Source organism: Actinoallomurus acaciae, assembly GCF_042429965.1.
Classification (GTDB): Bacteria; Actinomycetota; Actinomycetes; order Streptosporangiales; family Streptosporangiaceae; genus Actinoallomurus; species Actinoallomurus acaciae.
On sequence record NZ_JBHLZP010000035.1, the window covers coordinates 1 to 14,087 of the forward strand.

Annotated in this window: 11 protein-coding genes and 2 pseudogenes; 8 read left to right on the forward strand and 5 right to left on the reverse strand. The window is 70.8% G+C overall.

All coding sequences use genetic code 11. The features are described 5' to 3' along the window. Both ACFFNX_RS07295 and ACFFNX_RS07300 read right to left on the reverse strand, forming a co-directional pair. Positions 1-2,088, reverse strand: a pseudogene (locus tag ACFFNX_RS07295) (hypothetical protein); the annotation flags it as partial. 96 nt (positions 2,089-2,184) lie between these two features. Further along, positions 2,185-3,765: an FAD-binding oxidoreductase gene (locus ACFFNX_RS07300; RefSeq protein WP_378197184.1), complete on the reverse strand. Its 1,581-nt coding sequence runs from the start codon at positions 3,763-3,765 to the stop codon at positions 2,185-2,187. A gap of 230 nt (positions 3,766-3,995) precedes the next feature. Between ACFFNX_RS07300 and ACFFNX_RS07305 the strand changes: the two genes are divergently transcribed. The 5 genes and pseudogenes from ACFFNX_RS07305 (at position 3,996) to ACFFNX_RS07325 (ending at position 7,081) form a co-directional block, all read left to right on the forward strand. Beyond that, positions 3,996-4,487: a DUF2975 domain-containing protein gene (locus ACFFNX_RS07305; RefSeq protein WP_378197187.1), complete on the forward strand. Its 492-nt coding sequence runs from the start codon at positions 3,996-3,998 to the stop codon at positions 4,485-4,487. Continuing rightward, a pseudogene (locus ACFFNX_RS07310) lies at positions 4,487-4,690 on the forward strand (helix-turn-helix domain-containing protein); the annotation flags it as partial. The gene ACFFNX_RS07305 and the pseudogene ACFFNX_RS07310, both read left to right, overlap by 1 nt. A 236-nt stretch (positions 4,691-4,926) precedes the next feature. After that, positions 4,927-5,316, forward strand: coding sequence for a hypothetical protein (locus tag ACFFNX_RS07315; RefSeq protein ID WP_378197190.1), 390 nt, complete (start codon positions 4,927-4,929; stop codon positions 5,314-5,316). Positions 5,317-5,531: 215 nt separating this feature from the next. Further along, positions 5,532-5,861: a hypothetical protein gene (locus tag ACFFNX_RS07320; protein WP_378197193.1), complete on the forward strand. Its 330-nt coding sequence runs from the start codon at positions 5,532-5,534 to the stop codon at positions 5,859-5,861. Continuing rightward, on the forward strand, positions 5,858-7,081 hold the full coding sequence (locus tag ACFFNX_RS07325) for a hypothetical protein (RefSeq protein WP_378197196.1): 1,224 nt from the start codon (positions 5,858-5,860) through the stop codon (positions 7,079-7,081). The genes ACFFNX_RS07320 and ACFFNX_RS07325 overlap by 4 nt, the downstream gene beginning before the upstream one ends. 86 nt (positions 7,082-7,167) lie before the next feature. On the opposite strand, the gene ACFFNX_RS07330 is transcribed toward ACFFNX_RS07325, so the two are convergent. Continuing rightward, complete coding sequence (locus ACFFNX_RS07330) at positions 7,168-9,000, reverse strand: substrate-binding domain-containing protein (protein ID WP_378197198.1); 1,833 nt, start codon at positions 8,998-9,000, stop codon at positions 7,168-7,170. Positions 9,001-9,368: 368 nt separating this feature from the next. Between ACFFNX_RS07330 and ACFFNX_RS07335 the strand changes: the two genes are divergently transcribed. Continuing rightward, positions 9,369-9,749, forward strand: coding sequence for a DUF1330 domain-containing protein (locus ACFFNX_RS07335; RefSeq protein WP_378197201.1), 381 nt, complete (start codon positions 9,369-9,371; stop codon positions 9,747-9,749). A gap of 52 nt (positions 9,750-9,801) precedes the next feature. Here the strand turns inward: ACFFNX_RS07335 and ACFFNX_RS07340 are convergent, their stop codons facing one another. Together ACFFNX_RS07340 and ACFFNX_RS07345 are read right to left on the reverse strand one after the other, a co-directional pair. After that, a complete protein-coding gene (locus tag ACFFNX_RS07340) occupies positions 9,802-10,614 on the reverse strand; it encodes an SAM hydrolase/SAM-dependent halogenase family protein (protein WP_378197204.1) in 813 nt (270 codons plus the stop codon). 241 nt (positions 10,615-10,855) lie between these two features. Then, a complete protein-coding gene (locus ACFFNX_RS07345) occupies positions 10,856-11,596 on the reverse strand; it encodes an NUDIX hydrolase (RefSeq protein WP_378197207.1) in 741 nt (246 codons plus the stop codon). Between the two features lie 908 nt (positions 11,597-12,504). On the opposite strand from ACFFNX_RS07345, the gene ACFFNX_RS07350 reads away from it, so the two are divergent. Together ACFFNX_RS07350 and ACFFNX_RS07355 are read left to right on the forward strand one after the other, a co-directional pair. Next, positions 12,505-13,227 (forward strand): MOSC domain-containing protein, encoded by a 723-nt coding sequence (locus ACFFNX_RS07350; protein ID WP_378197210.1) that lies wholly within the window; start codon positions 12,505-12,507, stop codon positions 13,225-13,227. Positions 13,228-13,248: 21 nt separating this feature from the next. Further along, entirely contained in the window at positions 13,249-14,007 is a 759-nt protein-coding gene (locus tag ACFFNX_RS07355; protein WP_378197213.1) for a 5'-methylthioadenosine/S-adenosylhomocysteine nucleosidase family protein, read from the forward strand. Positions 14,008-14,087: the final 80 nt, after the last annotated feature.

The window sequence follows — 14,087 nt, forward strand, 5'->3', positions numbered from 1 at the left end:
CGAGGTCGATGGCACGTCACCGATCAGGCGCACCGCGCGGGCGCGTTCGCTCTCGGGCATGGAGCGGTCGGCGGCGGCCCGGTGCAGCAGTCCCCGGTAGGCCGCTCGCTGCGCGGCGGTCCACCGCCGCGGCCATGGCCGCCGGACGTAGGGGACGAAGATGATCGAGCGGCGCCAGAACCGGCCGCCCGGGACGGTGCCCGCCAGCGCGCTCTGGAGGAGATCCGTCCGTTCCGTCGCGAGGACGTGGAACACCACCGGCAGCACGACCGACGAAGGGTCCACGCGGATGACGTGCTCGACGCGTTCGGCGCGGGTACGCGGCGGGCGGAGCCAGTGCTCGATCGCCCGGGTGATGACGCTGTCGCGCTTGGCGTGCAGGGCGTTCTCCAGGGCCGCTTGCAGCTCGGGTACGTCGTCACCGCGGCGGCCGAGCGCCTCGGCCAGGACGAAGGCGAGCCGGAACTCGTCCCTGGCGGCGTCCCGCTCCAGCCAGGGCGCGAGGCCACGTACCAGCTCGTACTCGCCGCCGCGGCGCAGGCAGTCGTCGAGACGGCCGATGAGGACCCCGCTGCCGCGGTCGGCGAGCGTGCCGAGCGCACCGAGCGCGAAGACCGTCAGGTCACGGTCACCACGGGTGGCTCCCTGGCGGAAGGCCGACGCGACGAGCCGGGAGAGCGCATGCAGGGTCGGGTGGGACAGATCACGCGCGCTGAGGGCGTCCTCGATGAGCCGGTCGAGCGCGGAGGTGTGCCCGGCCCGCCACAGCCCCGGCGGCACCCCGACGAGCGCCCGCAACACCCGCTGCCGCACCGGGTCCTGCTCGTTGCGCACCCGCGCGAGTGACCCGAACGCGTCGGTGAGGTTCTCCGGGTCCCGGCTGCGTCCCGCGCAGCCGATCAGCAGCTCATAGCCGCGCCCTCGCTCCTCGGCGTCGGCCCGCCGCGTCACCTCCCGCAGCGTCTCGACGGCCTGCTCGTAAGGCAGGAAGGCGGTGACCTCAAGTGCCCGCCACGGCTCATCGGCGACCCTGCGCAACCCCAGCATCCGGTGGGCCTCGCGTCCGCGCCGGGCCAGGGGCAGCGTGTCGAGCACCGCGGGGGCGAGTTCCCGGGCGGAGAGGTCGATCCCCTCCATCGCCGCGTCGAAGACCCGCTCCCTGCGGGCGGGCGGGAACGTCTTGAGCATCAGGACCAGCGCGGCGTCGTCCTCCCGCACGGCCTTCAGCAGCTCGGCGAGCCGAGGTTCCGGCAGCAGCCGGACCAGCCGTTCGCGTACGCTCCTGGCCCTGAGGAGTCGGCGCAGCGACGGGCGGATGACCGGACGCAGCAACAGGTCGCCCATCCGCTCGGGAGCGGCGGCGATCAGCATCCCCAGCCGGGGCACGAGCGCGCCGCTCAGCCCCGGCGCCTCCCCATACCTCTCCAGCAGGCCGATCACCCGCAGCGGAACGTGACGTACGGCCTCGGCCAGGCCCGGGCCACGCGACGCCCACCACGTCACGCGCAGCCGCCTGGGGAGTTCGGCCAGCTCCCGTTCGGCGTGATCGAGCATCGGCCGGGGATGCGCATGGCCCAGCGTGCTCCAGTTGGGAACGGCGTAGGCGAGCTCCGGCAGCAGGAGCTCCACCGACGCGGCGCCGCAGGTGGGCAGCAGCGCCGCGGCCTCCCGGTCGCCCCACCGGTCGCGGACCGGCCCGATCAGGCCCTCCGCGAGATCGGTACGGCGGTGACGGCGGACGGCCCGGTACACCAGCGCGCGCGACTCCGCCGGAGTGTCCCTGACGAACGCGGCCAACGCCGCCGCGTCGGCCGCACCGAGCCGTACGGCCAGGCCGATCGCCGTGGCGGCGACGTCGGCATCGGCATCCCCGAGCGCGGCGGCGACGTGGTCCAGCGAAGCCTCATCCCGCGCGGCCGCCGCGATGGACAGGCCCACCGAACGCTCATAAGGGCCACGTTCGCCCAGCTCGCCGAGCAGGCGAGCACGTTCGGCGGGGTCCAACTCCGTATGGAGCGCGGCGAGACGCGCGTACCGCGCCCGATAGGTCAGTGACTCGATCCCGGCCAGCAGCTCGTCAGCACGCATGACCCGAGATCCTGCCGGACGATCGCCCGGCGATACGACCGCTTTTTGCCATTCCGGATTCGCGAACGCCCTGTCCCACCGGGCCAAAAGTCTGACTCAGCCGGAGGCGCCGACCGTCTGGGGAGAACGGAAGAGGCGGTCCGGATCGTAGCGGTCCTTTACCTTGAGCAGTCTCGGGTAGTTGCCGCCGAAGTATGCCTGCTTCCACTCCGCGAGTCCGGCGTCGGCATAGTTCTGGTACGCCTGCCCACTCGCGTACGGCTTCATCGCGGTGTGGAGCGCGCGCAGCCAGGCCTGCTGAGCCCGGATCGCGGCGCTCGGCGCGGCCGTGTCCCACGTCGTGGTGAACTGCCCGTTGAAGAGGCCGTCGCGGTGCACGAACGCGGTGGCGTCCGCGCGCACTCGGTTCACGGCACCGCCCAGCGCGTCGAAGGCGATCCCGCCCTGGCCGCCGCCTGCGAGGCCACCGCGTGTACGGACCGCGGACAGGATCGCGTCGATGCCCGCCGACGTCATCGGGCGCGTGAAGATGTGCGAGGCCGCATACTCGCACTCGCGGGTCTCCCGCCCTGCGGAGGTCTGCCCGGGAAGGCCGCCCGGCAGGTGGCACTGATCGGCGGTGAGCGTCGTGCAACCGGCCTCGATCATCATCGCGTGCCCGTACGCGGTCGGCTCGATCACCTGCGAGGAGGGCTCCGCGCCGATCCGGGACCTCAAGGCGTCGATCAGCCGTTCGGCGTCCTCCCGGGCGCCGAGGTAGGTGCCCCCGACCTGGACCGTCGGGCTGGACTGGCCCTGGCCGTTCAGAACGTGCAGATTCGACCACAGTTCGTCCGGCGCGAACGGTGCCCAGCGCTGCCATGCGTCGATCACCGATGCGGCTGCGGACCACGGCCAGCCGATGAAGAACACGACGATGTCGGAGGTGGAATGTGTGGAGAAGGTGAAGTCAGTCGCTATGCCGAAGGTGGCTCCGCCGCCTCCGCGGCAGGCCCAGAACAGATCGGGGTTGTTCCTCTCGTCACAGTCGAGCCGCCGCCCGTCCGCCGTCACCAGTTCGATCGCGCGGAGCCGGTCGGAGAGGATCCCGTATTTGCGGGCGACCACGCCGACGCCACCGCCGAGAGTCAGCCCGGAGATGCCGACGGTCGGACAGGATCCCGCCGGTATCGCGACGCCCTGGGCGGTCAACCGGTCATAGACGTCGACCAGCCGCGCCCCGGCACCGATCCGCGCGGTGCCCGACGACGTGTCGGCCCGAATCGACGACATCGGGCTCACGTCGATGACCAGGCCCTCGACGAGCGACGCACCGGTGTAGCTGTGCCCTCCGCACCTCGGCGCCACCGGCAGGCCATGACGCCGGACGAAACTCACGCACTCCGCGACGTCGTGCGGATTCTCGCAGTAGGCGATACCCGAGGGCCTGATCGTGTCGAAGCGTGGATTGAAGTTCTTGCGCGCCGCGGCGTAATCGGTGTCATTCGGCCTGATGAGCCGCCCCTGCAAAGACTGTTCGAGCGCCGACCAGTCCGCGTTCTTCGGCGTGGAAGACGCCTGGTGCGGACGGTGTGACGTCGCACTCGTGCCGGTGGGCCTGCACGCACCGCCGACGACCGTTGTGAGCGCCCCGGTCATCGTGAGTCCCGCGGCGCGTATGAACTCTCTCCGCCTCATGCGGTTACCAGAGTCCTTTCTTCGGGGGAATTCCGGGCCCGGACGGCAGTGGCATTCGCCGATCCGTGGGCCCGCGATCCGGCATATCCGTGTAGACGCGGCCGACACCGGAAGAGTTCGTACGCCACGGACCTGCCGCCCTGTGCCGAAGTCCTGCCTTCTCGGCCGACCGCTTGCCCCATCTATCGAATTTCGATAGATTCCTATCGCAACTCGATGGAAGGCGGGCCATGGGAAAGCTGACAGTGCGCGCGCTGCGCGCCGTGCTCGTGGTGGTGCTCACCGGCACCGTGTTCGTACAGGCATTGATGGTGTGGGTGCTGGTGAGTGGGAGCGACCCGGAGGACGGGTCGCTCCCACTGACCCCGCTGCGCGTGATCACGATCCTGGGCATCGGGACGGTCCAGGTCATCGGGGTCTGCGTATGGCGGCTGGTGACGATGGTGCGACGCGGAACCGTGTTCTCCCACGCCGCCTTCAGGTACGTGGACGTCATCATCGGCGCGACAGTGGCGGCCGCCCTCGTGTGGTTCGCGGTCACGGCCCTCAACGCGCCGGGCCAGCGGGACGACCCGGGCGTCACCGTCATCATGGGCGGGATCGGCGTGGCCATCCTGGGGGGCGCGCTCATCGTGCTCGTGCTGCGGATGCTGCTCGCCCAGGCCGTCGCGCGCGACGCCGAAGCGACGCAGATGCAGGCCGAGTTGGACGAGGTGATCTGATGCCGATCACCGTCGACATCGACGTGATGCTGGCCAAGCGGAAGCTGTCGGTGGGCGAACTCGCGGACCGCGTCGGGATCACCCCCGCCAACCTGGCGGTACTCAAGAACGGCCGCGCCAAGGCGGTGCGCTTCGCGACACTCGCCGCGCTCTGCGAGGCGCTCGACTGCCAGCCGGGAGACCTGCTGCGCTATGAGGCCGAGGACACCGCGGACGGGAGACCCCGGCCGTCGGCGACGGTGGCCAAGGCCGAGGTGGAAGACGGAGCCGGACCGCACACGGCGGTTGTCGAACCGGGCGGCCGGGGATGAGACGGCCACGATGAGCCGGGTCGGGAGGTTCGCCGCTGCGGGCCTGGATGAGGCCGCGCGGCGAACCGCAGGAAGGGCGGCGTGAGGGTCGGGGCGCCGGACGAGAGCACGGCAGCGCGATCGCCGGGGTGGGACGGCGGTACATGGGGTGTGCGGGCCGGATCGCCAACGGCATCAACACCGTGCACCTGCCGTATGCGCGTGAGCGGGTCGGGCACGCGCTGATCAGCGCGCGCCGATGGAACCCGGCGGAGCAGATCAATGTGGTCATCGGGCTGCTCATCATCGGCGTGAGCTTCGTGGCGGGGAGGGACGCGAAGCATCCGAGGTGCGATGGCGAGCACATGAGCGGCAGCGACGTCTGCATCTCGACGAGGTCGGGCGCGCAGAGCTATGACCAGCGGGCGTCCGACGCCAGGGCGGCGTCGACCTGGATGCTGCGCATCGGCGGGGTACTGGTGCTGGGCGGGGTCGGGGCCATGGTCATAGGCGGCCTGACCTCGGCCCGGCGCGACTGACCACCCCGGCGGACCGGGACGGCGGGTGCCCCGAGGTCACCGGAATCCCCCCACCTCGGGGAACGAGCGGAGTACCGCGAGCCCCGGCAGGCCGGTGCGGATCGAGGTCGCACCGGGGTTCCACCGCGAATCGAGCAGGCGTACTGCCCGCGCCGGGTGCGGCGGATCCGACTCGGAGGTGAAGGCGCTTCAACACCGGCCCCGGCGACGGGTTCGTGAACGTCCGGCTGACGCGTGGGCCGGACGTGCCGGACGACGGCGTCCACCCGGGCCGGATCGAGCCGAGCGGGTTCCCGGCAGGCCAGGTGGTGTTCATCGACTCCGCGATGGGCACGCATGTGGAGCGGACCGGCCGGCAGATCACCGGCCCGGACGACTGCGCGGCCGCCGGCCGGTTGCCGGTTCCGGGAGGTCGCTCGGCACGAGCTCTCAACCTCGTGTGCTCGCGACGGCTCACGGACGACGAGGCGGCGCGGCCCGTCGTACGTGCCGGGCCGGGACCCGCGGTCCGCGTCGCGGACATTCCCAGAAAGGTGAACCCATGACCTCCGTGAACCGCAGATCGATGCCGGGCACGCTCGGCACCGCCGCCGCGTCGGCCTCCGTCGGCCGGGCCCGCCCGGCCGCTGCGGGCGCGAGCACCCTGGGAGGCGTCCGGCCGCATCCGGCACCACGCCCGGTGGCGCCGGTCAACGCCGAGGTGGCGGCCGCGCACGGCGCGGCGTACCGGACGCTGCCGCAGGTGGTGGTCGGCGTCGACGTCGAGGGCCTGATGACGATCCACACCGCGGCCGACGCGCAGGCGATGCGGCCCCGGCTCGTCGCCCAGGTCTGGAGGTCCACCGGCGTGCTGCCGGACGGCCTGCCGCAGGTCCAGCGCGGCATCGGCACTCCGGCGGAGCTGCCGGCGTTCGAGGGCGTGCGGCGCTACGACCGGCTCACCGTCCGGATGCCGTTCGGGCTGTACTCGACGGTGTTCGTGCTCGAGCCGCGGCAGCGTACGCACAGCCGGGTCGCCTTCTACCACAACGGCCACGGCGAACCGCTGGACGTCATGCGGCGCACCGCCCAGGGGCTACTCGACCACGGCTACGTCGTGCTGCTGTTCGCGATGCCGTTCCACCACTGGAACCCGACGACGTTGCGGGACCCGAACGACCCGTCGGTGACCAGGAAACCGACGCACGACGACCTGGCCCGGTGGGAGTCGGCGAAGTTCTCGCCGCTGGCGTTCTTCCTGGAGCCGCCGGCGGTGGCGATGAACCACGTACAGGCGGCGTACCGGCCGTCGTCGGTGCAGATGGTCGGGCTGTCCGGCGGGGGATGGACGACCACGGTCTATCCGGCGCTGGACCCTCGGATCACCCGTTCGTACCCGACGGCCGGCACACTGCCGTTCTTCGTCCGCCCCGGATCGCCGGGGCCGATCTCGACCCGCGGCGACTGGGAGCAGCGTCAGGACACGCAGCCCGGCTTCTACGGCGTCGCCGACTTCCCCGACCTCTACGCGCTCGGCTCGGTCGGGCCGCACCGCCGGCAGATGCAGATCCTCAACCGCTTCGACGAGTGCTGCTTCAGCGGTGTCGGGCACCGCGGCTACGAGGCCGTCGTACGGCAGCGGATCGCGGTGATCGGCGGCGGCGACGGCGCCGGCGGCCACTGGGAACTGCTGGAGGACGCCACCCACGGTCAGCACGCGATCAGCCCGTTCGCGCTGTCCGTCATTCTCTGGGACCTCGACATCAACTGCGCTCACCTCCCGTAGGCCGGGCGACAGGAGACGAAAGAACCATGCGTGGCCGGGCCGCGAGCCCGGGTGTCCGCGCGCCGCTCGATGGCCCGGGTCCGGTTTCAGCTCGCCTGGCAGGGGGGTGAGAGCAAGGTGTTCGGGGTGACGCAGGGGGGAGCGCCCGCCTGCTGGAGCAGCCTCCTGGCGGTGTCGCCGGCGAGGAAGGTGAGGAACGCCGAAGCGGCGCTGCCGTTGGGGGCCGGCCCGTCGGTGTAGAAGATCTCCGGGGCGACGAACGAGTAGCGGTCCATCGCCGGGGACGCCGTCGGCGTCCTGCCGTCCAGGGCGAGGATGCGCACGTTGGGATAGCGGCGGGTGTCCGAGGCGACATGCAGCTCGGCGTAACCGATCGCGCCGGGGACCGTGTTGACGGCGTCGAGGACCTGGCCCTGGCTGCTGCGCTCGCACCGGATGACGTGCAACGCGGCGCGGAGGTTGTCCTTGCGTTCGCAGTCGCTGGACGACAGGTCCGGTTCGGGCCCCTTCAGTACGTGCTCCTCGAAGATTCCCCGCGTTCCCGAACCCTCGGTCCGGCTGACCAGCCGGATCGGCAGGTCGCTGCCGCCCCTGAAGTGGTTCCAGTCGGTGGGGCCGGTGTCCCGGGTGTAGATGGAGCGCAGGTCGCGGAGGGACAGGCCGGTCACGTTCGTGTCCTTGTTGGCGATGACGGCGAACGCCACCAGGGCGACCGGGAGGCCGCGGAAGCCTCGCAGCCTGACCTCGTCGGAGTCGGGTGCGAGATGGCCGTCGTGCATCGCGATGGTCGAGGCGGCGTTGCCGGGGGTGAGCGCGCGTACCCCCTCGTTCGACCCGATGGCGCTCACCTCGATCTCGGCGTGCGGGCACCGGCTCTCATAGCCCCGCCGGATGATGTCGGCAGTCCGTTCGAACGCGGTGGAGCCGATCAGGCGCAGCCTCCCGGTGAAGCACAGGGGATTCGGCGAGGCGGCTCCGCCGGTCAGCCTGCCCGCCCCGGCACCGGCGGCGAACACCAGCGCGGCGACGGCGACCGACAGCGACCGCCGCCGGGTCGGCTTCCACCATTGCCGTGGTCGCGGATTCCCGGCCGGTTCGGCGCGCGGCTCGCTCTCGGCCGCCTCCAGGCGTTCCCGCAGCCCCGCCGCCTCCGCCTGGGCGGTGGCGAGTCGCCGCCGCAGCTCGGCCCCCTCGGCGCGAGCACCGGCCAGGTCGTCGGCCGGGAGGATGTGCCGGACACGTTCGTACGCCTCGACCCAGCGGGCGACCTCCGCGGCGGGCAGCCCGCAGGCCCGCGCGAAGTGACCGACGCGGACGCGTTCCCGGTCGCTGGTGGTGCGCCAGCGGTCCTTCTGGAGCATCGCGCTGATCGTGGCGTCGGGAAGCGTGCCCCACGAGCGTTTCTCGATCTCGGTCTGCCGGGGCGAGCCCGCCCAGGCCCTCAGCTCCGCCAGGAGCGCGTAGAAGTCCCGGATGTCCTGCGCCGCCGACGGATCGGGCAGCCTCCGGCCGGCGGTGAACGTCGGTTCGGTCCACGGCTGGAACGTCACCGGAAAACGCTCGGTCAGCTGCCGCCACGGGACCTTCGTTCGGAATGTCTCGACGGCCTTCGTCGGTTTGCCGTGCCCGTTCCGTTCGAACGCGCCGACCAGTCGCTCTCCCCATTCGTCCCACTGGGCGTGTTCGGCCGCGGCCCACCGGGTGCGGACCTCGCTCGCCGCCACACCGTCGACGCCCGCCGCGGCCAGGCACGCGCTGACGACCTCCCAGGACATCAGCTCGCCGTCCTCGGCCGGCAACGCCCGGACCGTCTCCTCCAACAGCCCGGTGCGCTGTGCCAGCACGTCCGCCTCGGTCCCGCCGAGGCGGACGGCCAGGTCGCGGATGAACTCCACCTTCTGGCCGGTGTAGGAGTCCAACACCCGCTCCGTCCGTCTCGCGCCCACGCCCCGAGCGCCCATCTCGTGGCGACTATCCAGACTCCAGGCCGGGCGGGCGCCGGGCCGGCGAGTTATCCGGGAGTTCGCGTTCTCGTTCCCGTCTGTACCGCCGAGCACCCCGGCCGGACGGATTCCAGGAACACACCAGGAACGCGCGGATCTCACCAGGACGCCCGCCGATCGCCCGGTACGGGCCGCCGATCCGCCACGCCGGCGTCCACGCGCCCAGGACACCGCCCGATCTCGTCCGCCGATCCGGTGATCGATCGATTCCAGAACCGGCCGCGCCGACCCGCGCCCATCGCGGGCAAGATGGAGGCAGTCGACGAATGGATGGGCTGGTTCGTATGGCGATCGATCCGAGAGGCAAGGACCTCAAGCGTTTTCTGGCGCACGAGCCGGAACGGCCTGTGGTGATGCTGAATCTGCTGCGCTTCAAGGACGGCGGCGCCGAAGGGTACGCCGATTATCTACGCCACTTCAGGCGCTTCGCGGAGCAGGTGGGCGCGAGCATCGTCTATTACGGCCTCGGCTCCGATCCCCTCGTCGCGGAGCAGGGGCAGGACTGGGACGCCGTCCTGCTCGTCTCCTACCCGAGCCGGTTCGCGTTCTCCGAGATGGTGCGCGACGAGGAGTACCAGCGCGGCACTCACCTCCGTACCGACTCTCTCGTCGAGGCGGTGCTCCAGCCCACGGCCGACGCCGGCTCGGCGGTCTGGGGCGACTGACCTCGGAAAGCGTGCACCCCCCTGACGGTCAGGGGGGTGCGCCCGCGGTGAGTCAGTCGAACGTGATCGCGACACTCGCTCCGGGGACCACCGTCCACTTCTCGACGAAGCTCCCCTGGTTGACGCCCAGGGCCAGCGAGCCCCGGCTGTTGACGTACGCCAGCGGCTCGCCCACGCCCACCTCGCCGAACGTGCGGCAGAAGGGAATGTCGAGGGCGTTGCCGTCCAACGCGATCTGGAGCCGCCCGCCCGGGAGCCTCTGGCGGTCGGGAAGCAGCGTCTCGGGCACGTTCGTCCAGACGTTGCCGAACGTCTTGTCGATGCGGACGACCTCGCCGCGCGCGCCGTTCTCCAGGAGCCTGGGCTCGGAGTACCGGAACCGCACGATCTTGTCGAGGTCCAGCTTCGGGCCCACCGCGGAGAGCGGAGTGCCGGCGGCAAGGTGCCCGGCACAGGACGCGATGACGTCCTTGCCGTACCAGGTGGGCGTCACGGGGTGGTGCATGACGGAGGGATCGGTCACCTCGTGGCACTCGACGGGGGGAACATCCCGCAGGGCGAAGGTCAGCAGACCGTTGTTGGGTGCGACGAGGTACTGCCCCTTCTCGTTGCGGACGACGATCGTCTTGGTGTCGGTCCCGGTCTCCGGATAGACGTACGCGCATATCACCGACGTCTCAGGGAATGACGCCGGCACGTCGCCGAGGAAGAGTGCGCCCTCGCGGACGTCGAACGGCGTCACGTCATGAGTGATGTCGACGACCAGGGCCGCCGGTGCGATCGTGTACATCAGTCCTTTGCATAAGGCATGCGCCTCGTCTGAGCTTCCCGTATCAGAGAGGAAAGCGATCAAGCGGTTCGGCACGAACGGACCTCCAGTGGAAGGGGCGGGATGTCGCCCTACGCTGGTCGAACAGTCATTTCATTCTCGGTTCAATCGCGCATTCGCCGGCATTCGAGTAATACGCTGAGTAGCGTATTGCGTCAGTGTGCGACTGGCATCCCCGATAGAGCGTGAATTCACCTGTACCGTGCGGCTGTTCCGTTCGTACCAAGGTCGCAGTGGGGATACGACCCTCTGGCGGTCTTCGTGCGGACCGCAGGTGTCATTTCGGCGACTGTGCGGAACTCTCGTGGCCGGAGTGGGAGGCGCGCGTCATCGGCGGATAGAGCAGCGTGGCGGGGCCCTTGCGGTAGAGGAGCGCGGGGCGGCCGGTCTCGAGCGAGCGCTTCTCCCCGGTCGGGACGACGAATCCCTCGGTCCGGTTCACCTTCCGGTAGAAGTTCCGGAGGTCCAGGGGGACGCCCCACACCGCCTCATAGACCCGTTTGAGATCGCCCATGGTGAAGTCGCGCTCACAGAAGGCCGTGGCCAGGGTCGTGTTCTCCAGCATCCTGCGGGCGTGTTCGAGCGCGTCGCGGAGGATGACGTCGTGGTCGAAGGCCAGGCGATCACCGCCTGACAGCAGCGGCTCGACCGGCTCCCAGACCGCGGCGGCGGCGTCACTGCCGGCCGTGGGGGCCGGCAGGTCCGGAGCCAGGGCCAGGTACGACACGGTGACCACCCGCCCGCGGGGATCGCGGCCGGGGTCGGAATAGGCTCCGAGCTGCTCGAGATGGGGCACGTCGGGGCCGCCGAGCCCGGTCTCCTCCAGTAGCTCTCTCCGGGCGGCGCCGTCGAGGTTCTCGTGGTCGCGCATGAAGCCGCCCGGGAGCGCGAGGCGGCCGCGGTAGGGCGGGTTGCCCCGCTTCACCAGCAGTACCTGCAGGCTCTCCTGGCGAACGGTGAAGATCACCAGGTCGACCGTGATGCGGATCCTCGCATGTGTACGCCCGTTGTCCGTCACGCCGCACAGTGTACTTGTTGTCACGTTGACAGGAATAGGTGGGGCAAGTTATTGTCCATATGACATTAAATGCGGTCGTGGGCCCTCGCATGATGGGTAGTGGACGATGCACGTTCTCCAGGTCGCCCCGGCGCTCGGCGACATCGAACCTCTCGACGACGGCCGGCGGTTCGACCTCCTCCCGCAGCTGGGCCTCATCCCCAGCTCGGGTGAACGGCACGCTCGGTTCGCCGGCCGTCCGCCCGGCTGGATCCTGCACCGGCCTCCCGGTCTGGAGAGGTCGCTGGTCATCGCCACGGGCGAGGATCGTGTGCCGGCGCTGACGGCCGAGCCGTACCGGGAGCGCAACGACGGCCCTCGTCCGCTGAACTTCACCGGAGAAGGGCACGAGCTGTTCTTCATCTCGGCGGTCCGCGCGCAGGCGGCCCTGCGCTCGACGGTCAACGCGTGGATCCGCGGGATCCACGACGGCCCTTGGCGGCCCGACAGCGCCGAGGCCGCGCGCGTGACGCACCGGGCGGCCGTCACGCCGGCCGAGGCGCACGATCAGTACCAGGACTTCCACCGCGGACCGGAGGGCGGCCCGCTGATGACGCCGGCGCAGTTCAACGAGATGCGAGTGTGGTCGGCCGACACCGTCGTGACCGACCGGCGGTTACCGGGGGCCCACGCCGCGTACATCGCCGAGATGGCGGCGACGGACCATCTCCCGGGTACGGCCGACGCCGAGTACGACGCCTACACGCGGGGTTTCAGGCCGTACCCGGCTCCGGCGGGCCGGCACCTGCTGGAGCAGGACCGCGCCCGCGCGCCGCTGGTCCTCGTCCTGGCCGGCGCCCTGGGCCTGAAGCAGGCCGCGTTCGCCGGCGCTCCCAAGACCCTGAAGTACACACTGAAGGGCTCGGCAATTGTCTGCGTCACCATGGCGCGAGATCGGACGTGTCACGCGCGTCTCGCGGTATCCACTCAAAGGCACACAGGGCGAGGACCTCGACCGGGCCCGGATCGGCTGGCACGGGCTGGCCGGCGACCGCCAGTACGCCCTCCTGCGGCACGGCGACCAGTCGGGTCTTCCCCGGGAGTTCCCCGCGCTGGTCGCCTGGCGGGTCACCATGCCCCAGCCCGGCCATCTGCACATCAAACTGCCCGATGGCACGAGCTGGGAGATGGCTCCCGACGACGCACGGACCAGACGGCAGATCTCCGAACGGGCGAGCGCCGACCTGGGCGAGCCGGTCTCACTGGTCCAACTGTGGCGAGGCACCTTCGACTCCATGCCGATCAGCGTGATCTCGGCGGCGACCGTCACCGCGCTCGCCGCGGAACCCGCGTTCGACCCCCGGCGGCTGCGGGCCAACCTCACCATCGAACTGGACGATCCTCGTCCCGGTGTGGAGCAGGAATGGCTGAGGCGCGACCTGCGGCTGGGAGACGGCCCGGACGGCGCCGTACTGCGAATCGACCGGACCACCACCCGGTGCGAGGCCGTGGACGTCGACCCGGAGACAGGCTCCCGCGACCGTGAGATCTTCGAACAGGTACGCCGCGACCGCAAGAACCGGATCGGCGTCTATGCCAGCGTGCGGCACCCGGGGACCGTGTCCGCCGGTGCGGCCGTCTTCCTGCGATGACCCATCAACCAGGTGAGGACCATGAACAACTCAGTGGAAGTACCGACGGTGGTCATATTGACCGCGATCGACCTGGAGTACGAGGCGGTGCGAAAGCACCTGCGTGACGTGCGCACGCACACGCATCCGGCGGGCACCCTCTTCGAGGTCGGGGACGTGGCCGGGATCACCGGCCGCGTCGCGCTGGCGGCGATGGGAGAGGGGAACACGGGCGCGGCGGCCATCGCCGAACGCTCGATCGCGCTGTTCCAGCCGCGATTACTGCTGTTCGTCGGCATCGCCGGCGCGCTGAAGGACGACATCCGGCTGGGCGACGTGGTGGTGCCCACACGGGTGTACGGCTATCACGGGGGAAGAGAGGACTCCCTCGGGTTCCGGGCGCGCCCGCGCAGCTATGAGGCGCCGCACGCCCTCCTGCAACGCGCGCAGTTCGTCAACCGGCGGGGGGACTGGACCCCGGAAGGCGCGGACCCTCTGGATGGTCCCCGTTGCCATTTCAAGCCCATCGCGGCCGGCGAGGTGCTGCTCGACTCCCGGTCGTCGCCGCTGGCCAGGCGGCTGAAAGACCACTACAACGACGCCGCCGCCGTCGAGATGGAGAGCGCCGGGGTGGCGATCGCCGGGCATCTCAACCAGTCCCTGCCCGTACTCATCGTCAGAGGCATCAGCGACCACGCCGACGGCAGCAAGGGCGTGACGGACAAGAAGGGATCCCAGGACACCGCGGCGCGCCACGCCGCCGCGTTCGCGTTCGCGCTGATCCGCGACCTCGACGATTGACCCTCGGCCCGGGACGCCACGCGAGAGGCGAGGGCTCGCGGTTGAGAGAGGGGAGGACCGGCGCGGCGATCGCGGGCCCG